The sequence below is a fragment of the Sphingomonas panaciterrae genome (assembly GCF_036890205.1).
GTDB classification, from domain to species: Bacteria; Pseudomonadota; Alphaproteobacteria; order Sphingomonadales; family Sphingomonadaceae; genus Sphingomonas; species Sphingomonas panaciterrae.
Map to the genome: position 1 here is coordinate 105053 of NZ_JAKNQR010000002.1, position 24086 is coordinate 129138.

Consider the following 24086-nt stretch of genomic DNA (forward strand, 5'->3'; position numbering starts at 1 on the left):
GCGACCACCGCTGGTCGCCGATTCCTCATCCGGCGGTCGCATTGTCGGGCACCAGCTCCTGCGGCAACAGACGCGGCGCGCGGCGGATGCGGATGGTCATTCCCGACCCGAATACCTGCCAGCCACGCGCCTCCAGCGCCGCCTTGAGCGCCTCAGGCGGCCCGACATACCCGACCGTCATCACCGATACCCCGCCCAGCGCAAGGCTGCTGGTCGTCGCCGCGGAAACGCCCGGCACGCCGCGCAGCGCCGCCTCAGTCGCCGTAACAGCCGCCACATTGGGCGTATCGAACTGGACCGAGACATTGGCCGTGGGGACCACCGGCGTATCTGTGACGACGGTCTCGCCAGCTTCATCGTCGTCCTGCGGCACCTCTTCCGGTGGCACGTAGGAGAGGCCGGGATCGCTGCGGAGAAGCCCGGCGCGCAGTGCTTGCTGGTAGATCTCGTCGATCCGCTTCACACCCGCATCAAGCAAGGCGGGAACGCCGGCCACGCTGCCGACGCGCAGGCTGAATTGCGAAAGAAGCCGATTGTCGGGGCCCTGGCGGGCCTGGAACACCCCAACCACCGGCCCACCCGGCCACTGGCGGTACAGCTTCACCGTCGGGATCAGTACGTCCGACCCGCCATATTGATTGAGAACGGCACGCCACCATCCGCGGGCGGGTCGCTGGGTCTGGCCGAGGTTCAGCAGCAGCGGATCAGGCCCGCTACCGGTCGGGCGGATATAGTCGATCGCGCTCGCCCCAGTTCGATAGCGCGCCCACGCTTCCTGCCAGAGCGTGCGTTGTTCAAATCCCGTCGCCACGCCGCCCGACCACACAATCGGGATGACCACCATCGGCGGCGAACGCATCACGTAATTGGAGATGCCGAGAATCGCGCCGGCTCGATTGCGATCGAACAACACGCCCAGACGGGCAACATAGCGCGTCGGCCCGATCTGTTCATTCTCGACAACAATGCCGCTCACGATCGAATCGAGTGTCGAATCCGGGAGCGTGCGGCTGCCGCCGCCAAGCCGCTGGGATAATTGTGCCCAAGCCTTCCGCTGGGCCACCCGCCAGCCGCCAAGGCGCGCGGCATCCGCATCCTTCGCCGCGACATCAACGCGAATGCCGGAAATCTCATAGTCGCGTGAGCTGTCGACGGGCGCCACGCCTCTGCCGCCACCCTCGATCTGGGCGACACCGACCCCCGCACCAAGCGCGAGCGCCGCGGCAGCAGGAACGAGGAACAAGGGCTTCAAACGCATAATCACGCGTCTTTTGGCGAAGGAGGCGTGGAAATCCAAGCGCGTTGTGGCTAGGCGGCTCCACATGAGCGACAGCGGGTACACATACGAGCAAGCGGGCGTGTCGATCGCCGCCGGCAACGCACTGGTCCGGGCCATCGCGCCGCTGGCGCGCGCCACCCGGCGACCGGGCGCCGATGCCGACCTTGGTGGCTTCGGCGGGTTCTTTGACCTGAAGGCGGCGGGCTTCAGCGATCCGCTGCTGGTGGCGGCGAACGACGGCGTCGGCACCAAGCTGAAGCTGGCGATCGACTACAACCGGCATGCCGGCGTCGGCATCGATCTCGTTGCGATGTGCGTCAACGACCTCATCGTCCAGGGTGCCGAGCCGCTGTTCTTCCTGGATTATTACGCGTCGGGGAAACTGGATTCGAATGTTGCGGAGCAGGTCATCGCGTCGATCGCGGAGGGCTGCCAGATCGCGGGCTGCGCGCTGATCGGCGGCGAGACGGCCGAGATGCCCGGCATGTACGCCGATGGAGATTATGACCTCGCGGGGTTCTGCGTCGGGGCGGTGGAACGTGATCATGTGCTCACCGGCCGCGATATCGCGGAGGGTGACGTGATGCTGGGTCTCGCATCCTCCGGCGTCCATTCGAACGGCTTCTCCCTTGTGCGGCGTCTGGCGGCGGACAAGTCGTGGAAGCTGGATCGACCGGCATTGTTCGATCCCGAGGTGCTGCTGATCGATGCGCTGATGGCTCCGACTCGCATCTATGTCCGCAGTCTTCTTCCGCTGCTGCGCGCTGGGCGCGTGAAGGGCCTGGCGCATATCACCGGCGGCGGTTTGCTGGAGAATATCCCGCGCGTCCTCCCGAAAGGTGTTCGCGCCGAGGTGAATGCCGATGCATGGCCGCAATCCCGACTGATGGCCTTTCTCCAGGCACAAGGCGCGATCGAGCCGGAAGAAATGGCCCGCACCTTCAACTGCGGCATCGGCATGGTGGTCGTCGCCGCGCCAGAAGCCGCCGATGCCGTCGCGGCCGAACTGACCGCTGCCGGTGAGCAGGTGTTCCAGATCGGGCGCATCATCAATGGTGAGCGCGGCTGCACCGTGACGGGGTCGACCGAAACATGGAGCGCGCGCGCGCCGTGGCGGGCGAGCCACGACGCGTGACTGCCAACGTCGGCGTTCTGATCTCCGGCCGAGGATCGAACATGCGGTCGCTCGTCGCCAACGCGACGGAGGCATATAAGGTCGTCGTTGTCGCATCGAACCGCCCGTCTGCGGAAGGGCTGGTCTGGGCGCGTGAGCAGGGCATCCCCACATTCGCCCTGTCGCCCAAGGAAGTCGGCAAGCAAGCCTATGAGGCCGCGCTGGACGCCGCGTTGCGGGAGGCAGGCGCCGAATATCTCGCCCTCGCTGGCTATATGCGCCTGCTTTCCGACGACTTCGTTGCCCGTTGGCGCGACCGGATCATCAACATCCACCCGTCATTGCTGCCGAAGTATAAGGGGTTGGACACTCATGCCCGCGCCATTGCCGCAGGAGATGCGGAGGCGGGCTGTTCCGTGCATATCGTCACCGAAGAACTGGATGGCGGGGCGGTTCTGGGTCAGGCACGTGTACCGATCACATCCGGCGACACACCGGAGACATTGGCGGCGCGCGTCCTTGACGAGGAGCATCGGCTCTATCCGCGCGTTCTGGCGGAATGGCTGACACGCTGACCCCACCTGAAGAGGCTCTTGAGCGGGTGCGCGGCATCGCGCTCGCTCTGCCGGAGGCTGCCGAGCGCCCGTCGCACGGCTCCCCAGGCTTCTACATCGAGGGCGGCAAGTTCTTCGCCTATTTCTGGCACGATCATCATCAGGATGGTGAGACAGCCGTGGTCGTGAAGACCAGCGGCCTCGATGAACAGACGATGCTGATCGAAAACGATCCTGCCCTCTACTACAAACCCGCGTATCTTGGCCCGTCGGGCTGGGTCGCGTTGCGGGTCGGCGGTCCGGATACGGATTGGGAGCGCGTAGCGGACCGAGTCGCGCAGAGCTGGGAACTGGCGGCGCCACGACGCCTGCTGGAAATGGGCGGGCGTTGAGCGAAACCCCGGATCAGGCTGCAACTCGCCGGCGATGGATCTCGCTCGCGGAATTGGTCGCCGTCTCCGGCCTCATCATCGGCGCGCTGACGCTGTGGATGAACTGGAGCGACAAGCGACATTCTGCGTCAGAAAAGGCCGCCGAGCGTGTGGCGGCTACCGCAGCTGAAGCGCGCTTCTCCTTGCAAGGGTCGCTCAATCGCGATGGTAGCGAAGTGGAACTGGTCGACCCCCGGCACGACCTGCTCGAGACAACAATCACTTTTCCATCGCAACTGAAGGTCGCCCCGAAGAGCCCCGCCACGGCACGCATCGAGAAGGATTGGTTTGCCGACGCCGTGCTGCAGGCGATGGATGGCGGCGCCGACAGTCGTGAAGGGCGGCTGCCTGTGCTGGTGACGGCCAGCTATCGCTCAGGCAATGAAATGAGAAGCGGCAGCGCCATCGTGGAGATCGTCTGGCGTACCCGTGGCAACCTGCTGCGCGGGCGGAGCCTTTCGCTTGAGGCGGCGCGGGTTCGCGAACTCGGCGGAACGTCGAAAGCGGTTGATCGCTTGTGGGCAGACGAACTGAAACGTCAGAGCGAGCGCGCGTAGATCACGTCATCGCACCAGCCCGCACCTACGCTGAAGCGGCGGGTACCAACCGGGCTGAAACCCTCACGTTCGTAGAAGGTGCGTGCGCGATGGTTGCGGTCAAGCACGCCCAACAGGAGGCGTCGTCCGCCCAGAGCACGGGCATCAGCGATCACGGTAGCCATCAGATGATGTCCAAGCCCGGTTCCGCGCGTGATCGACAGGGCGTAGATCCGGCGCAACTCGATGTCGCCGGGCCTCGGCGCAACGGGAAGGTCCGGGGTGGTCAGGACCGTATAGCCGACCGGCGCGAACCCCTGGCGATGCTCTGCCAAGGTCAAGATGCTTGCGGGATCTTCGGCCCATCCTGAGAACTTCTCGGGCGAGCTGTTGCGCGCGCAATGCGCAACGATATCGGCGCCGGGCAGAATGCCGGCGAACGTTTCAAGGAAGCTGGCAGCCGCGATCATCGCCATGGCCTGTGCATCAGCCGCAGTGGCGCGACGAAGCCGCCAGTTCCCGGTCATCGGTTCAGCCGACGATCTCTTCGGGCTTGAAGAAATAGGCGATCTCGATCGCCGCATTCTCATCCGAGTCCGAACCATGAACCGAATTGGCTTCGATCGACTCGGCGAGTTCCTTGCGGATCGTGCCCGGCGCTGCGTTCTCCGGGTTGGTCGCGCCCATGATGTCACGGTTGCGCTGCACGGCGTTCTCACCCTCGAGAACCTGTACGACGACCGGACCCGAGATCATGAACGACACCAGGTCGTTGAAGAACGGGCGCTCCTTGTGCACCGCGTAGAAGCCCTCTGCCTGCTCCTTGGTCATCTGGATGCGCTTGGATGCGACGACGCGAAGCCCGGCCTCTTCCAGCATCTTGGTGACAGCGCCGGTCAGGTTGCGGCGGGTGGCGTCCGGCTTGATGATCGAAAACGTGCGATTGGCGGCCATGATGGTCGCTCCTGTAGTTGAAGATGTGCGGAAACAGCGGCGCCGTTACCCGTGAGCGGCGTTCAGCGCAACTGTCGGGATGATCGCCGACGCGCAGAGACGTCAGACCCGATCCAGCTGCGCGGTCATGCCGCCTGCTCCCAGCGCCCGGCGTCATTCTGCTTCCAGTAACGCCGCTCGACATTGTCACGTTCGCCCAGCGATCGCCAAGCAGCCCGTGCCTCGGCAATTCGCTCCTCATCGAAGAAGTGAAAGGCCCGGTCGAAATCGAGCGCATCGTCGCGCCAGTTTCCGTCTACGAGAGCGACATGCTGGGCATTGTTTGCGGCATTCACATCCCCCGCGATCAGGATGGGCTGGTCAGCATCTTCCTCCCCGCCTTCGCAGCCGTGCGGCAGGAAGCTGTCGCTGGAATATTCCCACAGCAACCGATCGAGCGCGGCACGCTGCGCATCGTCGCCGGCCACGATGAGCAGGCGCGCACCGCTTTCGAGCACGCGCTCCGCAATCCGCGGCAGCGCGCGCTCAAGCGGCATGCTGGTCAGATGATAGAAGTCGACCTGCACCGCGCTCAGACCATCACTTCTCGAAATTGTCGGCAACGAAGGCATCGAGCAGCCGGACACCAAAGCCGGTCGCTCCCTTGCCCCATGTCGGTCCATCCTTTTCAGACCATACCATGCCGGCGATATCCAGATGGGCCCAGCGAACATCGTCCTCGACGAACCGTTTGATGAACTGCGCAGCCGTGATCGAGCCACCGCCACGCGGCCCGACATTCTTCATGTCGGCGATCGCGCTGTCGATCAGCTTGTCGTAGGCAGGCCCCATCGGGAGTCGCCACAGGGCGTCCCCGCTGGCCTTGCTCGCCGACAGCAACTGATCCGCCAGCCCATCATCGTTGGCGAAGAGGCCGCCCTGTTCGTTGCCGAGGCTGATGATCATCGCGCCCGTCAGCGTTGCAAGGTCGACGATCGTCTTCACCTTGTGGGTGCGCTGTACCCAGGTCACGCAGTCGCACAGGACCAGCCGGCCTTCTGCGTCGGTATTGATGACCTCGATCGTCTGCCCCGACATCGACGTCACCACGTCACCGGGCCGTTGCGCATTCCCGTCGGGCATATTCTCGACCAGGCCCATGACGCCGATGACGTTCGCCTTTGCCTTGCGCAGGGCCAGCGTCTTCATTGCGCCCGCGACGGCGCCTGCACCGCCCATGTCCCACTTCATGTCCTCCATACCGGCCGCAGGCTTGATGGAGATGCCGCCGGTGTCGAACGTTACGCCCTTGCCGACCAGCGCAAGTGCCGGATCACCTTCGCCCGCGCCGTTCCAGCGCAAGGCGAGCAGCCGCGCCTCGCGGCGGGAGCCTTGCGACACGCCAAGGAGCGCCCCCATGCCGAGTTCCCGCATCGCCGCCTCGTCCAGCACGGTCACTTCAAGGCCGAGCCCGTCGACTTCCTTCGTCACCAGGTCGACGAAGCTTTCCGGGTAAAGAATGTTGGGCGGAAGGGTGACGAGGGTTTTCGTCAGCGCAAGACCTTGCGTCACCGCATCACGCGCCACCCACGCCTCCTTCGCATCCGCCGGTGCGCTGACGACGGTGACATTCGCAAGCGACGGCTTCGCATCCTCGGCAAGCTTCGTGCGATAAACGTCATACCGCCACGCCCGCTGAGCGGCACCCGCTGCAAACCGTGCTGCGGCAACGGCCGTGCTTCCGGAGAGGTCGGCGGTCACCTCCGTCACACCTGACGTCAGCAGGCGAGCGGTCAGCGCGCCTCCCGCCCGCTCATAGCCCGCGTCGTCGCCCTCACCCACGCCCAGCATTAATATCCGGCCGGAGCTTACATAGGCCTCGGCAACCGAACCCGCTTCACCCTTGAACCGCTGCCCCGCAGCGGCAGCAGCGATGATCGCGCTTGCTTCGGCATCCATGCCAGGCAGCGAGATCGTCCCGGCCGCATCCTTCTTCACGGGGAATGCAAGCACCGGCGATGCCGTGGGGCGGGAGTCGGCAAAGGTGACGTTCATGGCTCTTCCTCTTGTTTCGCGACGCAGATAGGGACTGACCCTGCCGGTGGCAAAGCGTTGCAGCGGCTCGCGCACGATGCGATAGGGCTTTCTACCGGTGCCCCGACGGGCTTCGGAAAGGGGTTTCCAGTTTTGCGAGTAATCGAGTGACGCGTCTCGAGCTTTTGGCCAGTTGCGCGTTTTCGCTAGCCCTGCTCGCCGGCACAGCCAGCGCACAGGATCTGCAGGATCGCACCGTGCCGCCCCCGCCTCCGCAAGCGGTGGCGAGCCCTTCAGCGCAGCCGGCTGACGAGGATCAGATCGACTTCAGCGCCGGCTCGCTCGAATATGACTATGAAGCCGATGTGGTTACCGCGCTGACCGATGTGCGGATGTTCCGCGCCGGCCAGCGGCTGCGTGCGGACAAGGTGGTCTGGAACCGAAAGACCGGCAGGGTCGTGGCGAGCGGCAACATCGCCGTGACCAGCCCCGAAGGCGACACTGCCTATGGCGACTCGATCGAACTGACCGACTCGCTGAAAGACGGCGTCATCGACAACATGCTCGTCGTGCTGGAGCGTGGTGGGCGGCTCGCGGCGGAGCGGGGGACACGGCAGGAAAACGGGACGATCTCGCTCGATCGTGCGGCTTACACGGCCTGTTCGGTCGTCAGCTCGGATGGCTGCCCGAAGGAGCCGACGTGGAAGGTCACGGCGGTCCGCGTAACCTACCGCCCCGATCGGGAGCGAGTCTATTACGTCGGCGCCCAGGTTCATCTGTTTGGGCTGCCGTCGATCCCGCTCCCCAAGTTCTCGCATCCAGTTGGAGAAGCGACCGCGAGCGGGCTGCTCTCGCCCACGATCCGCTATGACCGGGTCAACGGTCTGGAAGTGGCCACACCCTATCTGTTCAGCCTCGCACCCAACCGAAAGCTGACGGTGACGCCGCACGTCTATTCGGCGGTGTTGCCGATGATGCAGGCCAATTATGAGCAGTTGGACGAACTGGGCGCCTTCAGCGTGACCGGCTACGGGACGGTCAGCCGGCGGAGCGACGATCTGGCAAGCGGCTTCAATTCTTCGACCGAACAGGCATTCCGCGGCTATCTCGACGGTGTCGGACGTTTTCAGTTCAACGAGAATTGGAGCCTTTCCGGATCGCTGCGGCTGGCAACCGATCGCACGTTCTTGCGCCGATACGACATCTCGAACGCCGATCGTCTGCGGACGACCGCGGCGCTGGAGCGGATCGATCAGGATAGCTACTTCTCGCTTGCCGGATGGGCGACCCAGACACTTCGCGTCGGTGAACGCCAGGGTATGCAGCCGGTTGCCTTGCCGGAAATGGACTATCGCCGGCGCCTGCAGGAAAATGTGCTTGGCGGGACGGTGCAGCTGCACGTCAATACACTCGCGATCGGGCGCAAGGCCGGCCAGGATACCCAGCGTGCCTTCGCCAGCGCGCGATGGGATCTCAGGCGCCTGACCAACTGGGGCCAGGAAGTCACCTTTACGGCATTCGCACGGGGCGACGCCTATAACACCAGCGACACGGCGGCGACGCGGATCGCGAGCTATCGCGGGCTGGACGGTTTCCACACACGCGCCATCGGTGCCCTGGCGGTGGACGTGCGCTGGCCGTTTGTTGGAGCGGTCGGCAATGGCACGCAACGCATCTCGCCCCGCCTCCAGATCGTCGCCTCGCCGAGGATCAAGAATCTCGATATTCCCAACGAGGACGCACGATCGATCGACCTGGAGGATTCGAACCTCTTCGCGCTCAACCGCTTCAACGGCTATGATCGCTGGGAAGACTCGACCCGCGCGACCTATGGCTTTGAGTATGCTCTAGATCTTCCGGGCTTCAGCGCGACGGCCAACATCGGACAAAGCTATCGCCTGTCAGATCGCGTCGCGATCTTCCCGTCCGGTACAGGGCTGAGCGACCGGTTTTCCGACATCGTCGGCCGCACCACACTTCGCTTCCGCGATTTCGTGTCCTTCACGCATCGCTACCGCGTCGACAAGGACAGCCTGGCGGTCCGGCGCAATGAAATCGACGCCACGGTCGGATCTCGGTCCACCTACGTGGTCGTCGGGTACCTGAGGCTCAACCGTGACATCGACGAGTTGGAGGACCTTCAGGACCGCGAGGAAATCCGCGTTGGTGGCCGCGTGCAATTCGCGCGCTTCTGGTCGGCGTTCGCGTCGGGCCTGATCGATCTCACCGATCGCAGCGATGACGTATTCTCGGTCGCGGACGGGTTCGACCCGATCCGGCACAGGCTCGGCGTCCAGTACGAGGATGACTGCCTCACTTTGGGCCTGACCTGGCGCCGGGACTATCGGACCACGGGCGACGCACGCCGGGGCAGCAGCTATCTGTTGACGCTGGCATTCAAGAACCTCGGACGCTAAGCCGCGGTTCAGCTACGGATATGCATGTGCCGTGATGGGCACCATGGCGTGCAAGATGGGATTCCGGAACGAGTGACGACGATGGGCAACAAGGCGGCACGACTCGGCCGGCTCGCAGGCTTGGTTCTGGCTGTCGCTGCTGCAGGAGCAGCGACCGGCCAGACCGGAAGCACGACTGTTGAGGATCAAGCAGTTCCGGAAACGGGCCTGAACATCCCACAGAACCTGCAGATCTTCGGCAATGTCGATCCGAACGTCCGCAAGGCGACAGCGATCGTGAACGACAATGTGCTGACGCGTACCGATGTGGACCAGCGTGTGGCGTTGATCCGCGCAGCGAACAACGTGGACCTCAGCCCGGAGGATATGGACCGCCTGCGCCTTCAGGTCCTACGCCAACTCATCGACGAAGTGCTCCAGATCCAGCAGGCAAAGACCGCTGATATTACGATCACCGATGACGAGCTGAACCAGAGCTTCGCGCGCGTCGCGCAGAACTTCAACCGTACCCCGGATCAGTTCCGCGAATTCCTGCGTCAGCAGGGCTCCTCGGAACGGTCGATCAAGCGGCAGATCGAGGGCGAACTGGCATGGCAGCGGTATCTGCGCCGCCGCGTCGAGCCGTACGTCAACGTCGGTGAGGAAGAGGTGAAGGCGATCCTGGATCGTCTGGAAGCTGCCAAAGGCACCGACGAATATCACCTGAACGAGATTTACCTGTCGGCCACGCCTGACCGCACCGAGGAGGTGTATGGCGCGGCTCGTCAGTTGATCGGTGAGATCCAGAAGGGCCAGGCTCCGTTCGGCTATTTCGCCCGCAACTTTTCCGAAGCGTCGACGCGCGGCGTGAACGGCGACCTTGGCTGGGTACGCGCGGCGCAGCTGCCGGCTGAACTGGCCGAAGCCGCGGGCCAGATGCAGGTCGGTCAGGTGGTCGGCCCGGTGGCCGTCCCGGGTGGCTTCTCCATCCTGTATCTCGTCGACAAGCGTCAGGTTCTCATGGCGAACGCGCGCGATGCGCGGCTCAGCCTGAAGCAGATGACGATCAAGTTCCCGGCCGGCACGACGCAGGCGCAGGCAACCCAGCGCACGGCGAAATTCGCTGACACGATCCGCCAGCTTCAGGGCTGCGGCTCGGTTGAAAAGGTGGCCGCGACGATCAACGCCGAAGTCGTCCAGAACGACGCGATCCGGATCCGCGATCTTCCTGCGCCGCTGCAGGACATCATGGTCAACCTGCAGGTCGGCCAGGCGACCCCGCCCTTCGGCAACCCTGAGGAAGGCGTGCGCACGCTGGTCCTTTGCGGCCGGGACGACAGCGCCTCTGCCCAGCTTCCGGGCTCGGAGCAGATCCAGAGCCAGCTCGAACAGCAGCGCGTCAATCTGCGTGCGCAGCAGGCGCTGCGCGACCTGCGGCGTGACGCGATCGTGGAGTATCGTTGACATCGCGAGCCTAGCACCACTTGCCGTTTCGATGGGCGATCCGGCTGGCGTCGGGCCAGAGGTGATCGCCAAAGCCTGGGCTGCACGTTCGATTGCCGCCCTGCCCCGCTTCTTCGCCGTGGGCGATGCGCGCGCGATCGAGCGGGTGTGGAAAGGGCCGGTCGCCAAGATCAACGATTTGCGTGAGGTGGACGGGGCGTTCGATCAGGCGCTCCCGGTCCTGACCGTCGAGGACGCCGGAGAGATTACGCCGGGAGAGCCGGACGCGGACGGTGCGCGATGTGCGCTGCACTCGCTGGAGCTGGCGGTGGGGCTTGCACGATCGGGTGCTGCGCGTGCGCTTGTCACCGGACCGGTGTCGAAGGCGCAGCTTTATGATATTGGCTTCAACTATCCCGGCCAGACGGAGTTCGTGGCCGAGCGGTTCGGCGTCGCGCGCGAGAATGCCGTGATGATGCTCGCCGGCCCATCGCTGCGGGTCGTGCCGATGACCACCCATGTGGCATTGGCGGACGTACCCGGGCTGCTCTCGATCGACCTTATCGTTGCGAAGGCCCGCGCGACGGCCAGGGGCTTGCGCCGCAACTTCGGCATCGAAAAGCCGCGTCTCGCCTTCGCCGGCCTCAATCCTCACGCCGGAGAATCCGGCGCGTTGGGGCATGAGGAGATCGAGGTGATCGAGCCTGCCATCGCGATTTTGCGCGAGGAGGGTATCGCCGCGGTGGGCCCGTTTGCGGCCGACACGATGTTCCATGCGCGTGCGCGCAGCCATTATGACGCGGCCTTGTGCTGCTACCATGATCAGGCGTTGATCCCGCTAAAGGCGCTCCATTTCGATGATGGCGTCAACATCACATTGGGGCTGCCCGTGGTTCGCACCTCGCCCGATCATGGCACCGCCTTCCCGCTCGCTGGCCAGAACCAGGCGGAGCCGGGCGCCATGATTGCCGCGATCCTGATGGCCGCAGAGGCTGCTGCCCATCGGGCTGCCTGCCCAAATCTATGACGGAGCTGCCGCCGCTGCGCGACGTGATCGCGCGGCATGGATTGAGCGCGTCAAAGGCGCTTGGTCAGAACTTCCTGTTTGACGCGCAGCTGCTCGCGCGCATCGCGCGTATTCCGGGCGACCTTGCTGGCGCCGAAGTGCTGGAGGTCGGCCCCGGGCCGGGCGGGCTGACGCGTGCCTTGCTGCAAGCTGGCGCGAACGTGACCGCCATTGAGCGCGACCGTCGCTGCATCCCTGCGCTCGACGAACTGAGCGTCGCGTTCCCCGGCCAGTTGTCGGTCATCGAGGGCGATGCGCTGGCGATCGACCCTCGACCGCTGTTCAAGGGCAAGCCGCACATCGCCGCCAACCTTCCGTACAACGTCGGAACCGCGCTTCTCGTCGGCTGGCTGTCGGCAGAGTGGTTTCCGTGGTGGCAATCGCTTACCCTGATGTTCCAGCGCGAGGTTGCCGATCGCATCGTGGCTGCACCGGGCACCGACGCCTACGGGCGGCTGGCGGTGCTGGCGCAGTGGCGCAGCGTTCCGCGGATCGCGATGCCCGTTCATCGCTCGGCGTTCACGCCGCCGCCAAAGGTGATGTCTGCGGTCGTTCACATAGTGCCGAAAGAAGCGCCGGAGGGCGTAGACCTGCGCCGCTTGGAAGCGCTGACCGCCGCCGCATTCGGCCAGCGTCGAAAGATGCTGCGCCAGAGCCTCCGCAGCCTTCCCGGCGCGCTCGAGGCATTGGAGGCGGAGGGTATCGACGCAACCCGACGCGCCGAGACAGTCAGCGTGGCGGAGTTCGTCGCTGTGGCTCGCCGGCTCAGCTAAACGCCCTCCGGGGCTTGGCGATCAGTCCTTTGCGGTAGGTTTCACCGGCACCGTGCTGGCGGTCGCAACCGGCGGCCCCTTGGCGATCACACTCGCCAGCGCGTTGGCCTGCGGACAAGCGGTCTTGCAGAGGGTCTTTACCCGCGCCAGATTTGCCTTGGCCCGCTCGACCGCGCCCTTCGCCACCAAGGCTTCGCCCTGGCCCTGAAGGGCGTTCACGTCATTGGGCTCCAGCAACAACGCCTCGCGATAAAGCCGGATCGCCTTGCCCGGCAGGCCACGCGCCCGCGACAATTCGGCCAGCTCGATGAAGCCCTGCCGATTGCGCGGATCAACGACGACCGCCGTTTCAATGAGGTCGATCGCGCCCTCGACATTGCCTGCAGCCCGGGCTGCACGGCCCTGCTCCAGCAACGCCATCGACTTTGCATCAATCTGGTCGTCCGGCCGCGCGCCGTGCAGCGACGTCGAGATCGAAACCATCGCGAGAGCGGCTGCGACGGCGACGGACGTGTAACGCATCAAGGGCTCCAGCTTCGGCACGACGTCAACGAGTTAGCATGGCGCCAGCAGCCGCGCGACGAAAAAACCGTCCGTGCCGTCACGCGCCGGGGTCAGCCGATGGCCATTGCCGTGAGCAGCGCCAAGGGGAAGATCGATGGGAGCGGCGCTCCAGCCGGCATGACCGCGCAGGAACGCATCCACCTGGTTGCTCCCCTCCTCGTCAAGGAGCGAGCAGACCACATAGACTAGCGCCCCGCCCGGCCGCACCAGCGTTTCTGCCACCTCGAGCACGTGTGCCTGGGTCGCGGTCAGTCGAGCAAGCCGATCCGGCGTGAGGCGCCACCGTGCCTCGGGGTTACGCCGCCAGGTCCCCGTCCCCGAGCATGGCGCGTCGACGAATACCACGTCTGCGGTGCGCTGCAGGTCGGCAAGCGCCTCCAGCTCCCGGTTAGGGTTGAGGAGGCGAGTCTCCACGATCGAAAGCCCCGCCCGGGCGGCGCGCGGCGCCAGACGCGAGAGACGTGCGCGATCAACATCGCAGGCGACGATGCGACCTTCACCGCCCATCGCGTCGCCCAGTGCCAGCGTCTTGCCGCCAGCTCCCGCGCACAGATCCACTACCGTCATGCCTGCGGACGCCGCTGCGGCGAGCGACACCGCCTGGCTGCCAGCGTCCTGCACCTCCACCGCGCCCGCCATCGACGCGACATCGGTTCCCGAGGGCAATCGCAGCCCCTGCGGCAATCCCGGGATCACCTGCGCATCGGGCCAGCGTGCGAGCACCTCTGCATGGCCCACATCCTTGCGCAGACGTACGTCCAGCGGCGCCCGCTCAATCAGTGCGGGCCATTCGTCCGGACCGATCCCGGCGCGTTCGAGCGCCTCGCCGATCCAGCCCGGTACCGTTCCCGGAACCGCCACTGGCTCGTCGGTTGATAAAGGCGCAGGACCATGAGCTGAGCCGTCGAAGGTCGCGGCAAGCTGCTCATCCGTCCTTGCCAGCAGACACATGGCGGCACGGCCGGAGGCGGGAGCCTCACCGCAGGTGCGGATCGCGGCATATACCAGCTCTCGCACAGCACGCCGGTCCTTCGAGCCGGCATAGCGCCGCGCGGCAAAGTAGCGCGCGATCAGCGTATCTGCCGCCGCCCCGCCCTCGCGCGCCGCCGCAATGACCGCGTCAAGTAATTCGATCGCAGCCTGGGTGCGTGCAGCGGGCGTCACGGGAGATCAGCGCGTCGGGTAATTGGGGGCTTCGCGCGTGATCGTCACGTCATGAACGTGACTTTCCTTCAGTCCCGCGCCGGTGATGCGGACAAAGTTGGCGCGATCGCGCAGTTCGGTGATGGTTGCGGCACCGGTGTAGCCCATCGCTGCCTTGATCCCGCCGACCAGCTGGTGGATCACGTCACGCGCGGGCCCCTTGAACGGCACCTGTCCCTCGATGCCCTCCGGCACGAGCTTCAGCTGATCCTTGATGTCGCCCTGGAAGTAGCGGTCGGCAGAGCCGCGGCCCATCGCGCCAACGCTGCCCATGCCGCGGTACGACTTGTACGCACGGCCCTGGTACAGGAAGGTTTCGCCAGGCGCCTCTTCGGTACCGGCGAGCAACGATCCGACCATGCAGGTCGCGGCGCCAGCGGCGAGCGCCTTGGCGAGATCACCCGAGGTGCGCAGCCCACCGTCGGCGATCACTGGCACGCCGCTACCCCGTGCAGCCTCGGCGCAGTCCATGACGGCGGTCAGCTGCGGCACGCCCACGCCGGCGACGACACGGGTGGTGCAGATCGAACCCGGGCCGATGCCGACCTTGATCCCGTCCGCGCCCGCATCGATCAGCGATCGGGTCGCCTCGGCGGTGGCCACGTTGCCGGCCACCACCTGGACCGAGTTGGACAGCTTCTTCACCCGCTCGACCGCGCGGGCCACATCACGGTTGTGGCCGTGCGCCGTGTCGATCACCACCAGATCGCACTCGGCGTCGACCAGCGCCTCGGTGCGCTCGAACCCCTTGTCACCGACGGTCGTCGCCGCCGCCACGCGCAGCCGGCCTGCCGCATCCTTGGTGGCATCCGGATAGGTGACGGCTTTCTCGATATCCTTCACCGTGATCAGGCCGACGCAGCGATAATCCTCATCAACAACGATCAGCTTCTCGATCCGCCGCTGGTGAAGCAGGCGCCGCGCCTCTTCCTGCCCGACGCCGACGCGCACCGTCGCCAGGTTCTCGCGCGTCATCAGCTCTGACACAGGCTGCATCGGGTTTTCGGCAAAGCGGACGTCGCGGTTGGTCAGGATGCCGACCAGGCGGCCGTTCGCCTCCACGACCGGGATGCCACTGATCCGGTTCTGCGCCATCAGCGCCTGCGCTTCGGCCAATGTCGCCCAGGGGCTGATCGTGATCGGATTAACCACCATTCCGCTTTCGAAGCGCTTCACCTGACGCACCGCCGCAACCTGTTCTTCGATGGTCAGATTGCGGTGCAGCACCCCCATGCCGCCCAGCTGCGCCATGACGATCGCCATGTCCGCCTCTGTCACTGTATCCATCGCGGAGGAGAGGATCGGGATATTAAGAGCGATGTCCCGCGTTACCCGCGTGCGGGTATCCGCTCCGCTCGGCAACACCTCGGAAGCGCCGGGGACGAGCAGTACGTCGTCGAAGGTGAGGCCGAGCCGAATATCCATGAGATGCCGTTTCCGTTGCGCAGGGAAGTGGCGGGCCATGTAACCGCGCGGGCGCCAATCCGCTAGGCCCCCTCGCATCCGACTGCTAGGCTGTTGAACGAAAAGCGAGAGGATCGAGGCGAATGGCACTTCTCACCGCGGCGCTCGTTCTGGTGCTGGTCCTTCTGTACCTGATGATCAGCATCAAGATCGTGCGCCAGGGCTATCAATACACGATCGAGCATTTCGGCCGGTACACCACCACGGCGGCGCCGGGGTTCAATTTCTATCCGGCCTTCTTCTATCGCGTTGGCCGCCGGGTGAACATGATGGAACAGGTCATCGACATTCCGGGGCAGGAGATCATCACCAAGGATAATGCGATGATCTCCACCGACGGGGTCGTCTTTTTTCAGGTGCTGGACGCCGCCAAGGCCGCCTATGAAGTCTCCGACATGCATACGGCGCTGCTGCAGCTGACGACCACCAACCTGCGCACTGTCATGGGATCAATGGATCTCGACGAAACCCTGTCCAAACGTGACGAGATCAACGCGCGGCTTCTCGCGGTAGTCGACCATGCGACGACTCCGTGGGGCGTCAAGATCACCCGCGTCGAGATCAAGGACATCCGCCCGCCCGCCGATATCGTGAATGCCATGGGACGCCAGATGAAGGCGGAACGCGAAAAGCGTGCGAATATCCTTGAGGCGGAAGGCATGCGCGCTTCCGAAATCCTGCGCGCTGAAGGCCAGAAGCAGGCCCGAATCCTCGAAGCAGAAGGCCGCCGCGAAGCCGCATTCCGCGAAGCTGAAGCGCGCGAGCGCGGCGCTGAGGCCGAGGCGAAGGCGACACAAGTCGTATCGGACGCCATCGCGCAGGGCGGGACGCAGAGCCTCAATTACTTCATCGCGCAAAAGTACGTCGAGGCGGTCGGCAAATTCGCGACGAGTCCGAATGCCAAGACGATCCTCTTCCCGGTAGAGGCCACCCAGCTGGTTGGCACGCTGGGCGGGATTGGCGAACTGGCCAAGGCTGCACTTGCTGAAGCCGGCGTGGCGACCAACCCGCCACCTTCCGCCGCGCGCCAGACGGTGCCTCGTGTTCGCGAACGCGGACCTGAATGATGCTGGACGGCATCCTCTCCAACATGGCGCTGGTGTGGCTCATCGGCGCGGTGCTTCTGGCGATTGCGGAGCTGCTCGTTCCCGGCATCTTCCTGATCTTCGTTGCCATTGCGGCCGCGGTGCTGGCGGCGGTGACCTTCGCGTTTCCGGATTTGCCGATCGCGGTGCAGCTCGCCGTATTTGCAGCTTGGAGCGTGATGACCGTGATGATCGGCCAAAGCTGGTACCGCGACTATCCGGTGGATTCGAGCGATCCGCACCTGAATGATCGCGCGGCCCGGCTCGTCGGCCAGCATGTGACCGTCACCGCGCCGATCGTTTCCGGCCGGGGCCGTGTCCGGATCGGCGACGGCGAATGGCCTGCCACTGGACCTGACAGCCCGGCCGGGGCGACGGTGCGCATCGTCAAATTCGATGGCGTCACTGCCGTAGTGGAGAAGGTCTAGGCCCGGGCCGGGTGATCAGCGGCAAGCACATCATCCACCTGAACAAGGCGACGGCGCGGCAGCGCCTCGGGCATTTCGTCGCGAATGAAGGCGAGCATGGCTTCCCGAAGATCGCACCGCAGGTCGAAGGCGGTGGTCGCATTCTTGGCGGTCGCGAGGACACGCACCTCGATCGCGTCGGGCCTCGTATCGGTTACCTGAAGAACAAAGGCGCGACCGTCCCAGCGCGGGTTCGCACGGACGACCTGTTCGTAATGTGCGCGAAGCCTGGGAATGTCGGCGGTCGGATCCAGCCAGAAGAAGGCGCTGCCAAGCAACTGGCTCGTGTTGCGGGTCCAGTTCTGGAACGGCATCTCGAGAAAGCGGGATACCGGAACAACCAATCGGCGCTCATCCCAAAGAGCAACCACCACATAGGTGAGGCGGATCTCCTCCACCCTTCCCCACTCACCCTCGATAATCAGCACATCGTCGATCCTGATCGGCTCGGTAAAGGCAAGCTGGACGCCGGCGATCAGGTTCTTGAGCGCAGGCTGCGCTGCGGCACCCACTGCAAGACCGGCAAGGCCGGCGGATGCCATGAGCGTGATCCCGATGCTCCTGATGCTGGGGATAGACAACAGCATCAAGGCGATGGTGATCAGCGCGATGGCAATGACGCCGATCCGGCTGAGGATCGTGGTTCGTGTGCGCCGGCGGCGGGCACGAAGATTGTCTTCGACCGCGATGTCGTATCGGATCTCGACCGCCCGCGCATATACCCGAACGATCGTGATCAGCAGCCACCCGATCAGGCCGGGGACGATGAAACCCGCGGCGAGCCCCCAAAGCTCGTTGGCCCAGGATGGCAGATCGAGGAAGCGTCGGCTCGCCGCGAGCGCAATTGCGGCTGCGATCCAGCGCAGCGGTCGCTTCGCGAGCGCCAACGCGGCGTCGTCAATCGAATCTGGTGTGCGTGCGGCCAGACGCCGGCCTACCGCCATGAAGAGCGCGTGAACAACGAGCCCGACCAACACCGCCGCGGCCGCGATCGCGACATTGGCGATCAGCGACGGCACCTCCCAGCCAGTCCACTCGATCCTCATGCCAGCACAAGCGACCTTGAGGAGCCGCGGTTCCACTGCATTGCAGCATCACTCTTGTCACACGCCATTGAGACATCAGCCGCTTTGCAGTATCGCTCCGTTCCATGACGGCAACGATCGCGCTCGTCGACGACGACCGAAATATCCTCACCTCCGTGTCTATCGCGCTTCAGACCGAAGGGTTTCTGACGCGGGTGTATTCGGATGGTGAGACAGCGCTGAAGGCTCTGGTGGATAATCCGCCGGACCTCGCAATCTTCGACATCAAGATGCCGCGGATGGATGGGCTGGAACTCCTTCGGCGCTTTCGTGAGCGCAGCCAGGTTCCGGTCATCTTCCTGACGAGCAAGGATGATGAACTCGACGAGGCGCTTGGCCTCGCGATGGGCGCGGATGATTATATCGCCAAGCCCTTTAGCCAGCGGCTGCTGATCGCGCGTATCCGCGCCATCTTGCGCCGCACCGACCTCGCGCTGGCGAGCGAGCCTGGGGAGGCGGAGGTCGCGGCGGCGCTCGACCGCGGGCACCTCTCGATGGATCCCGCGCGGCATAAGGTGACGTGGAAGGGTGAACCGGTCACGCTGACGGTCACCGAATTCCTGATTCTGGAGACGCTGGCGCAGCGCCCTGGCATCGTGAAGACCCGCAATCAGTTGATGGACGCGGCGTACCAGGACGACATCTACGTCGATGATCGCACGATCGATTCCCACATCAAGCGCGTTCGTCGCAAGTTCCGACAGGTTGATCCGGCCTTTGACGCCATCGAGACTTTATATGGCGCCGGATACCGTTTCTCAGAAGAATGACTCCAGCGACCTGACGCTTCGCTGGTCCGGCCGGGTATCGCTTACTCGCCGGATCCTCGCGGTGAATGTGTTCGCCCTCCTGCTTCTGGCAGGCGGGTTCTTTTACCTCGATTCCTATCGCAGCAGGATCCTCGATAGCCGAACGGAGCAGGCGATCCGGGAGGCGCGCCTCATGGCGGAGGCTCTGGCCGTCGCCCCGCCGGCTTCGCGCGCGCCGCTCATTCGCCTGTTTGCGCGCGATACGGGCACACGCATCCGCCTTTTCGCTGCCAATGGCGACCTGCTCTACGACAGCCGGGCCTTGGGCGAGCGCAACTTCCTGCTGCGCGATCCAGACAAGGACGGCCTCGGCCAGCGAATTGCGCGCTTTCTCGACGCCGGCATCGACACCGTCGTCGGAGCCAAACGCCCGCCATTGTATCGTGAGCGTGACGATGGGCTGGACTGGACGGACGTGAAGAGCGCGCTGACCGGTTACCCATCGGGCACGGTGTGGCGGGCGCCCGATCGCACCCCGGTCATTACCGCAGCCGCGCGGCAGCCGAACGGTAACGCCGCCCTGATGACCACGATCAACGCGCGAGACATTACCCAGACCGTACGGGTCGAGCGTTTCCGGCTGAGCGTCGTCCTGGCCGTCGTGACGCTGGTGTCGATCCTCCTGTCGCTCTTCCTCGCGCGCACGATCGTCCGGCCGCTCCGCCGGCTCGCGCGGGCGGCGGTTCGCGTCCGCTTGGGACGTGCGCGCGAGGTGGTGGTGCCGCGCCTGCCGGATCGACGGGACGAAATCGGCATGCTGGCGCGCGCGCTGTCGGACATGAGCCTCGCGCTGCGGGCACGCATCGACGCGACCGAGGCATTCGCAGCCGACGTCACGCACGAATTGAAGAACCCCCTCGCCTCCCTCCGCTCCGCCGTTGACGGCCTCGCCAGCGTCAAGGATCCCGAACTTCAGGAGCGCCTGTTGGCGATCGTTCGGGACGATGTGCACCGCCTGGATCGTTTGATCAGCGACATCTCCGATGCCTCGCGACTGGACGCGCAGCTCAGCCGCGCAAAATTCGAACCCGTCGATATCGGCGCGATGCTGAAGGCGATCATTGCCCATCATCAGGAGCGCGGTATCGACCGTGACGTTCGCCTTCGGTTCGATGATGCGGGCGCAACGTCACTCGTCATCCTTGGGGAAGGCGCGCGCCTCGAGCGGGTGTTCGAAAATCTGATCGATAATGCGGTCTCGTTTTCCCCGCAGGGCGGTGTCGTGTCGATCGCGCCCTCGGTCCGTGCGGGCAAGCTGGAGCTGCGCTTCGAGGACGAAGGGCCAGGCGTGCCCGAAGACGCGCGCGAAGCCATCTTCCGTCGATTTCAGTCGATCCGTCCCGACGGCGAAGATTTCGGGCGGCATTCCGGCCTGGGATTGGCGATTGCCCGGACGATCGTAGAGGCGCATGGCGGGACAATTCACGTCGAGTCGCGGGAGGATCGATTAAGTGGCGCCCGCTTCGTCCTCCGACTACCCTTCCCCGGTTATCAATAACATGTCTGGCATTGAGACCATTCACGCCTCGACCGTTGCGATCGACGGGCGGGGCATAATGCTGATGGGTTCATCCGGCGTCGGCAAATCCGATCTCGCGCTTCGCCTGATCGACCGGGGAGCTTTGCTCGTGTCCGATGATTATACCCGGCTCACACCGACGCCCTCGGCATTGCTCGCCAGTGCGCCAATGACCATCGGCGGGCGCCTGGAAATCCGCGGCCTCGGGATTGTGCCGGTTCCCCACGTTGATGACGTGCCCGTCGTGCTGGCCGTCCGGCTTCTCCGGGACAACATGCCCGCGCCCGACCGTATGCCGGAACGATTGTTCGAGACGTTCGCTGGAATAGCGGTTCGGCTCGTGAACCTTGATCCACGACCGGCCTCCGCACCGCTCGTCATCGAATATGCCTTGAGACACGATTTCCCATGACGCCTCCTTCGCAAATCCTGCTGGTCACCGGGATGTCGGGAGCAGGCAAATCCACCGCCCTGAACACGCTGGAGGATCTGGGATGGGAGATCGTCGACAATCTCCCCCTGTTCCTGCTCGATCGCCTGCTTAGTGCCGAGGCGGCTTCGGGACGTGATGAGACGTCACGCCCTCTTGCGATCGGCATCGGCGCGAACACGCGGGACTTCGATGCAGAAGCGATCGTGCGACTGGTCGATCGGCTTCGGTCCGCCGGTCGGCACGACATCAGCGTCCTGTTCCTTGACTGCGCATCCGACGAGCTCGCCCGGCGCTATGATGAGACGCGCCGTCGCCACCCCCTCGCCGCCGACCGCCCCGCACGGGAAGGGATCGAGCGGGAGCGTGCCCTGGTCGATCCACTACGCCGCTGGGCGGCGGGCCTGATTGACACCAGCTACTACACCAGTGCCGATCTCGCACAGGCTATCCGGCGCCGGTTCTTCCACCCGGGTCTGGGAGAGCCCGCGATCACGGTCATGTCTTTCGGCTTCTCGCGGGGCTTGCCCCGCGACGCCGATCTCGTGTTCGACATGCGGTTTTTGCGCAACCCGCATTGGGATCCCGCCCTGCGTCCGGGCACGGGAATCGACGGGCCGGTCGCGGATTATGTTGCGCAAGATCCTGCCTATGAGCCTGCCGTATCGCGGATCGAGGACCTTCTGCTGCTCTTGCTACCCCGCTACCGCGCCGAAGGAAAATCCTATATCAATATCGCCTTCGGTTGTACCGGCGGAAGACACCGGTCGGTCCATGTGGCGGAGCGCGTGGCAGCGCGGTTGCGCAGCGCGGCATTTTCGCCCACGGTGGTCCATCGGGATCTTGCGGCACTGCAGCAGGGTACGTTCGAGGATCGGCCTGACGGGCAATGAACGGATTGACGACACAGATGATCGGGCTGGTGCTCGTTACGCACGGCCGGCTGGCCGATGAATTCGTGACGGCAATGGAACATGTGGTGGGGCCGCAGGAGCAGGTGCGCACGGTCGCGATCGGCCCTGACGACGACATGGAGGCGCGCCGCGCGGATATTCGCCAGGCGATCGCCGATGTTGACGGCGGGCGCGGCGTCATCGTCCTGACCGACCTGTTCGGCGGCACGCCCTCCAACCTCGCCATTTCGTTGATGGAGCGCGGCCACATCGAGGTGATCGCAGGCATCAACCTGCCCATGCTGATCCGGCTTGAGTCGGCGCGTCGCAAGATGGGGGTTGCCGCCGCGGTCGCAGCCGCGCGAGAGGCAGGGCGAAAGTACATTTCCGTCGCCTCCGAGGTTCTGGGCATGGGCGAAGCGGTCGCGTGACGGTCTCGCGCGAGGTTCTCATTTCCAACCGCCGTGGGCTCCACGCACGGGCCAGCGCGAAGTTCGTCACCCTCGCGACGCAGCAGCCGATCGCGGTGCAGGTCGCGAAGGGCAGTGCCACCGTGACGGGCACGTCGATCATGGGGCTGATGATGCTGGGTGCCGCGAAGGGCGACACGATCACGATCAGCGCGCAGGGCGACAATGCCGCTCAAGTGGTCGACACGATGTGCGCCCTTGTCGAAGAGAAGTTCGGCGAAGACTGACAACGGATCAGAGATGCCGCGTACCATCACCGCTTTTTCCAATCCGCTGGTCAAGCGGATCCAATCGCTGCGCGACAAGCGTCATCGCCGCGAAGAAGGCCTCTTCCTTGCCGAGGGGCTGCGCATCCTGACTGAGGCGCGCGAGACAGGCCGTGTTCCGCGCTATCTGTTCTTTGCCGCCCCCAGCGCCCGGCATCCGCTCGTATCCGCACTGGTGGATGCGGTCGAAGGCAGCGGCGGCGAAGCGATCGAGACCAGCGAAGCGATCCTCTCGAAGCTGTCGGGCAAGGATAATCCCCAGGCCGTGGTTGGTGCGTTCGACACGTTCGATTCGCGTCTGGAGGATCTTGATCGTACCACCAGCCCAATCTGGCTTGTCGCCGAACGGCTCCGAGATCCCGGCAATCTCGGCACGATCCTGCGCACGGGAGATGCGGTGGGTGCGGGCGGACTGATCCTCATCGGCGACAGCGTCGATCCATTCTCGACCGAAGCAGTGCGGGCCAGCATGGGGGCGCTGTTCACCGTGCCACTGGTGCGCGCATCGTGGGACCAGTTCCTGCCTTGGCTGCGAAGCGGGCCCGGCCAGTTGGTCGGCCTGAGCCTGCGCACCGACAACCATTACCGTCATGCAGATTATCAAACGCCCACCTTCCTTCTCACGGGCAACGAAGCGCAAGGCCTGCCGGCGGAGATCGAGGCGGAATGCGACCTCCTCGTCAAAATGCCGATGCTTGGTAAAGCGGACAGCCTGAACGCGGCTGTCGCGACTGCGGTGATGGCGTATGAGGTCCTCGCCCACGCGCAGAACAGAGGGTAGCTTTTCATGTCCACGGCCGATCTCCCGTACCGACCCTGCGTGGGCGTCATGCTGCTCAATGGCAGCGGCAAGGTATTCGTCGGCCAGCGGCTGGATACTACCCTGGAGGCTTGGCAGATGCCCCAAGGCGGCATCGACCCGGGCGAGCAACCCCTGGAAACGGCGCTGCGCGAACTGGGCGAGGAAACCGGTATCCGGCCAGAGCACGTCTCCCTGATCGCCGAGGCGCCGCAGGAGTTCCGCTACGACCTTCCGCCTGAGCTCATTGGGAAGGTATGGAAGGGCCGCTACCGCGGGCAAGTCCAGCGCTGGTTCCTCTTCCGCTTCCTCGGCTCGGACAATGACATCCGGATCGACACGCAGCATCCCGAATTCCGCGCCTGGAAATGGGCAGACCCCGCAGACTTGCCGACCATCATTGTTCCGTTCAAGCGCACGCTCTATCGGGAAGTGCTCGGCGCCTTTTCAACTCACCTCGGTTGACCCACTGC

General features: G+C 64.8%; 27 protein-coding genes. 18 read left to right on the forward strand and 9 right to left on the reverse strand.

Going from position 1 to position 24086, the window contains the following annotated elements; genetic code table 11:
• Positions 1–25: 25 nt before the first annotated feature.
• Positions 26–1258: a heavy-metal-associated domain-containing protein gene (locus L8F96_RS07370; protein ID WP_145119133.1), complete on the reverse strand. Its 1233-nt coding sequence runs from the start codon at positions 1256–1258 to the stop codon at positions 26–28.
• A 64-nt stretch (positions 1259–1322) separates the two neighbouring features.
• Here L8F96_RS07370 and purM point away from each other — a divergent pair, with 64 nt between their 5' ends.
• From purM to L8F96_RS07390, 4 genes are read left to right on the forward strand one after another with little or no spacing between them, the layout of a single operon-like run.
• Positions 1323–2414, forward strand: coding sequence for a phosphoribosylformylglycinamidine cyclo-ligase (gene purM, locus L8F96_RS07375; RefSeq protein WP_334655675.1), 1092 nt, complete (start codon positions 1323–1325; stop codon positions 2412–2414).
• Between the two features lie 41 nt (positions 2415–2455).
• Complete coding sequence (gene purN, locus L8F96_RS07380; protein WP_334655676.1) at positions 2456–2968, forward strand: phosphoribosylglycinamide formyltransferase; 513 nt, start codon at positions 2456–2458, stop codon at positions 2966–2968.
• Positions 2953–3339, forward strand: coding sequence for an MmcQ/YjbR family DNA-binding protein (locus tag L8F96_RS07385; protein WP_334655677.1), 387 nt, complete (start codon positions 2953–2955; stop codon positions 3337–3339). Before purN ends, L8F96_RS07385 begins: the two co-directional genes overlap by 16 nt.
• Entirely contained in the window at positions 3336–3935 is a 600-nt protein-coding gene (locus L8F96_RS07390; protein ID WP_046410616.1) for a hypothetical protein, read from the forward strand. The genes L8F96_RS07385 and L8F96_RS07390 overlap by 4 nt, the downstream gene beginning before the upstream one ends.
• On the opposite strand, the gene L8F96_RS07395 is transcribed toward L8F96_RS07390, so the two are convergent.
• From L8F96_RS07395 to L8F96_RS07410, 4 genes are all read right to left on the reverse strand, one after another.
• On the reverse strand, positions 3917–4390 hold the full coding sequence (locus tag L8F96_RS07395; protein WP_334655678.1) for a GNAT family N-acetyltransferase: 474 nt from the start codon (positions 4388–4390) through the stop codon (positions 3917–3919). The two genes, L8F96_RS07390 and L8F96_RS07395, sit on opposite strands and share 19 nt — an antisense overlap.
• A 55-nt stretch (positions 4391–4445) precedes the next feature.
• Entirely contained in the window at positions 4446–4868 is a 423-nt protein-coding gene (gene ndk / locus L8F96_RS07400; protein ID WP_046410620.1) for a nucleoside-diphosphate kinase, read from the reverse strand.
• Between the two features lie 125 nt (positions 4869–4993).
• Positions 4994–5434 carry a DNA polymerase III subunit chi gene (locus tag L8F96_RS07405; protein WP_046410621.1) on the reverse strand — a complete coding sequence of 147 codons (441 nt, stop codon included), beginning with the start codon at positions 5432–5434 and terminating at the stop codon, positions 4994–4996.
• 13 nt (positions 5435–5447) lie between these two features.
• Positions 5448–6902, reverse strand: a complete 1455-nt coding sequence (locus L8F96_RS07410; protein ID WP_136451205.1) for a leucyl aminopeptidase — start codon at positions 6900–6902, stop codon at positions 5448–5450.
• A 146-nt stretch (positions 6903–7048) separates the two neighbouring features.
• Here L8F96_RS07410 and L8F96_RS07415 point away from each other — a divergent pair, with 146 nt between their 5' ends.
• The 4 genes from L8F96_RS07415 (at position 7049) to rsmA (ending at position 12559) form a co-directional block, all read left to right on the forward strand.
• Positions 7049–9298, forward strand: a complete 2250-nt coding sequence (locus L8F96_RS07415) for an LPS-assembly protein LptD (RefSeq protein WP_145119143.1) — start codon at positions 7049–7051, stop codon at positions 9296–9298.
• Positions 9299–9379: 81 nt separating this feature from the next.
• Positions 9380–10741: a peptidylprolyl isomerase gene (locus tag L8F96_RS07420; protein WP_046410625.1), complete on the forward strand. Its 1362-nt coding sequence runs from the start codon at positions 9380–9382 to the stop codon at positions 10739–10741.
• 1 nt (position 10742) lies between these two features.
• Entirely contained in the window at positions 10743–11747 is a 1005-nt protein-coding gene (gene pdxA, locus L8F96_RS07425) for a 4-hydroxythreonine-4-phosphate dehydrogenase PdxA (RefSeq protein WP_136451315.1), read from the forward strand.
• On the forward strand, positions 11744–12559 hold the full coding sequence (rsmA, locus tag L8F96_RS07430; RefSeq protein WP_125944967.1) for a 16S rRNA (adenine(1518)-N(6)/adenine(1519)-N(6))-dimethyltransferase RsmA: 816 nt from the start codon (positions 11744–11746) through the stop codon (positions 12557–12559). Before pdxA ends, rsmA begins: the two co-directional genes overlap by 4 nt.
• Before the next feature lie 21 nt (positions 12560–12580).
• Here rsmA and L8F96_RS07435 read toward each other — a convergent pair whose 3' ends face one another.
• From L8F96_RS07435 to guaB, 3 genes are read right to left on the reverse strand one after another with little or no spacing between them, the layout of a single operon-like run.
• Positions 12581–13081: a tetratricopeptide repeat protein gene (locus tag L8F96_RS07435; protein WP_125944968.1), complete on the reverse strand. Its 501-nt coding sequence runs from the start codon at positions 13079–13081 to the stop codon at positions 12581–12583.
• 33 nt (positions 13082–13114) lie between these two features.
• Positions 13115–14287, reverse strand: a complete 1173-nt coding sequence (locus L8F96_RS07440; protein WP_334655679.1) for an RsmB/NOP family class I SAM-dependent RNA methyltransferase — start codon at positions 14285–14287, stop codon at positions 13115–13117.
• A gap of 6 nt (positions 14288–14293) precedes the next feature.
• Positions 14294–15751, reverse strand: a complete 1458-nt coding sequence (guaB, locus tag L8F96_RS07445) for an IMP dehydrogenase (protein ID WP_046410632.1) — start codon at positions 15749–15751, stop codon at positions 14294–14296.
• A 122-nt stretch (positions 15752–15873) separates the two neighbouring features.
• On the opposite strand from guaB, the gene L8F96_RS07450 reads away from it, so the two are divergent.
• Both L8F96_RS07450 and L8F96_RS07455 read left to right on the forward strand, forming a co-directional pair.
• A complete protein-coding gene (locus L8F96_RS07450; RefSeq protein ID WP_046410634.1) occupies positions 15874–16857 on the forward strand; it encodes an SPFH domain-containing protein in 984 nt (327 codons plus the stop codon).
• The gene (locus L8F96_RS07455) at positions 16854–17303 is read left to right on the forward strand and encodes an NfeD family protein (protein WP_334655680.1); all 450 of its coding nucleotides are present in this window, start codon (positions 16854–16856) and stop codon (positions 17301–17303) included. The genes L8F96_RS07450 and L8F96_RS07455 overlap by 4 nt, the downstream gene beginning before the upstream one ends.
• Here L8F96_RS07455 and L8F96_RS07460 read toward each other — a convergent pair.
• A complete protein-coding gene (locus L8F96_RS07460; RefSeq protein ID WP_334655681.1) occupies positions 17300–18388 on the reverse strand; it encodes a mechanosensitive ion channel family protein in 1089 nt (362 codons plus the stop codon). The genes L8F96_RS07455 and L8F96_RS07460 overlap by 4 nt on opposite strands.
• A gap of 104 nt (positions 18389–18492) precedes the next feature.
• Between L8F96_RS07460 and L8F96_RS07465 the strand changes: the two genes are divergently transcribed.
• Genes L8F96_RS07465 through L8F96_RS07500 form a run of 8 tightly spaced genes read left to right on the forward strand, consistent with a single transcriptional unit; the run spans position 18493 to position 24078 of the window.
• Entirely contained in the window at positions 18493–19197 is a 705-nt protein-coding gene (locus L8F96_RS07465; protein ID WP_136451209.1) for a response regulator transcription factor, read from the forward strand.
• Positions 19166–20734 (forward strand): sensor histidine kinase, encoded by a 1569-nt coding sequence (locus L8F96_RS07470; RefSeq protein ID WP_334655682.1) that lies wholly within the window; start codon positions 19166–19168, stop codon positions 20732–20734. Before L8F96_RS07465 ends, L8F96_RS07470 begins: the two co-directional genes overlap by 32 nt.
• 1 nt (position 20735) lies before the next feature.
• Positions 20736–21167 carry an HPr kinase/phosphorylase gene (locus tag L8F96_RS07475; protein ID WP_334655907.1) on the forward strand — a complete coding sequence of 144 codons (432 nt, stop codon included), beginning with the start codon at positions 20736–20738 and terminating at the stop codon, positions 21165–21167.
• Positions 21164–22078, forward strand: a complete 915-nt coding sequence (gene rapZ, locus L8F96_RS07480) for an RNase adapter RapZ (RefSeq protein WP_301090049.1) — start codon at positions 21164–21166, stop codon at positions 22076–22078. The genes L8F96_RS07475 and rapZ overlap by 4 nt, the downstream gene beginning before the upstream one ends.
• Positions 22079–22095: 17 nt before the next feature.
• Entirely contained in the window at positions 22096–22509 is a 414-nt protein-coding gene (locus tag L8F96_RS07485; RefSeq protein ID WP_046411740.1) for a PTS sugar transporter subunit IIA, read from the forward strand.
• The gene (locus L8F96_RS07490) at positions 22506–22775 is read left to right on the forward strand and encodes an HPr family phosphocarrier protein (RefSeq protein WP_046410643.1); all 270 of its coding nucleotides are present in this window, start codon (positions 22506–22508) and stop codon (positions 22773–22775) included. Before L8F96_RS07485 ends, L8F96_RS07490 begins: the two co-directional genes overlap by 4 nt.
• 13 nt (positions 22776–22788) lie before the next feature.
• Positions 22789–23595 carry a TrmH family RNA methyltransferase gene (locus L8F96_RS07495; RefSeq protein ID WP_334655683.1) on the forward strand — a complete coding sequence of 269 codons (807 nt, stop codon included), beginning with the start codon at positions 22789–22791 and terminating at the stop codon, positions 23593–23595.
• A gap of 6 nt (positions 23596–23601) precedes the next feature.
• On the forward strand, positions 23602–24078 hold the full coding sequence (locus L8F96_RS07500) for an RNA pyrophosphohydrolase (RefSeq protein WP_046410647.1): 477 nt from the start codon (positions 23602–23604) through the stop codon (positions 24076–24078).
• Positions 24079–24086: the final 8 nt, after the last annotated feature.

Coding starts and splice junctions, on each gene's coding strand:
- purM (WP_334655675.1), top strand. CDS start 1,323: ATGAGCGACAGCGGGTACACATACGAGCAAGCGGGCGTGTCGATCGCC.
- L8F96_RS07420 (WP_046410625.1), top strand. CDS start 9,380: ATGGGCAACAAGGCGGCACGACTCGGCCGGCTCGCAGGCTTGGTTCTG.
- L8F96_RS07435 (WP_125944968.1), bottom strand. CDS start 13,081: ATGCGTTACACGTCCGTCGCCGTCGCAGCCGCTCTCGCGATGGTTTCG.
- ndk (WP_046410620.1), bottom strand. CDS start 4,868: ATGGCCGCCAATCGCACGTTTTCGATCATCAAGCCGGACGCCACCCGC.
- L8F96_RS07410 (WP_136451205.1), bottom strand. CDS start 6,902: ATGAACGTCACCTTTGCCGACTCCCGCCCCACGGCATCGCCGGTGCTT.
- guaB (WP_046410632.1), bottom strand. CDS start 15,751: ATGGATATTCGGCTCGGCCTCACCTTCGACGACGTACTGCTCGTCCCC.
- L8F96_RS07475 (WP_334655907.1), top strand. CDS start 20,736: ATGTCTGGCATTGAGACCATTCACGCCTCGACCGTTGCGATCGACGGG.
- L8F96_RS07370 (WP_145119133.1), bottom strand. CDS start 1,258: ATGCGTTTGAAGCCCTTGTTCCTCGTTCCTGCTGCCGCGGCGCTCGCG.
- L8F96_RS07460 (WP_334655681.1), bottom strand. CDS start 18,388: ATGAGGATCGAGTGGACTGGCTGGGAGGTGCCGTCGCTGATCGCCAAT.
- L8F96_RS07495 (WP_334655683.1), top strand. CDS start 22,789: ATGCCGCGTACCATCACCGCTTTTTCCAATCCGCTGGTCAAGCGGATC.
- rapZ (WP_301090049.1), top strand. CDS start 21,164: ATGACGCCTCCTTCGCAAATCCTGCTGGTCACCGGGATGTCGGGAGCA.
- L8F96_RS07385 (WP_334655677.1), top strand. CDS start 2,953: ATGGCTGACACGCTGACCCCACCTGAAGAGGCTCTTGAGCGGGTGCGC.
- L8F96_RS07395 (WP_334655678.1), bottom strand. CDS start 4,390: ATGGCGATGATCGCGGCTGCCAGCTTCCTTGAAACGTTCGCCGGCATT.
- L8F96_RS07465 (WP_136451209.1), top strand. CDS start 18,493: ATGACGGCAACGATCGCGCTCGTCGACGACGACCGAAATATCCTCACC.
- L8F96_RS07485 (WP_046411740.1), top strand. CDS start 22,096: ATGATCGGGCTGGTGCTCGTTACGCACGGCCGGCTGGCCGATGAATTC.
- L8F96_RS07450 (WP_046410634.1), top strand. CDS start 15,874: ATGGCACTTCTCACCGCGGCGCTCGTTCTGGTGCTGGTCCTTCTGTAC.
- L8F96_RS07500 (WP_046410647.1), top strand. CDS start 23,602: ATGTCCACGGCCGATCTCCCGTACCGACCCTGCGTGGGCGTCATGCTG.
- L8F96_RS07455 (WP_334655680.1), top strand. CDS start 16,854: ATGATGCTGGACGGCATCCTCTCCAACATGGCGCTGGTGTGGCTCATC.
- purN (WP_334655676.1), top strand. CDS start 2,456: ATGCGGTCGCTCGTCGCCAACGCGACGGAGGCATATAAGGTCGTCGTT.
- L8F96_RS07470 (WP_334655682.1), top strand. CDS start 19,166: ATGGCGCCGGATACCGTTTCTCAGAAGAATGACTCCAGCGACCTGACG.
- rsmA (WP_125944967.1), top strand. CDS start 11,744: ATGACGGAGCTGCCGCCGCTGCGCGACGTGATCGCGCGGCATGGATTG.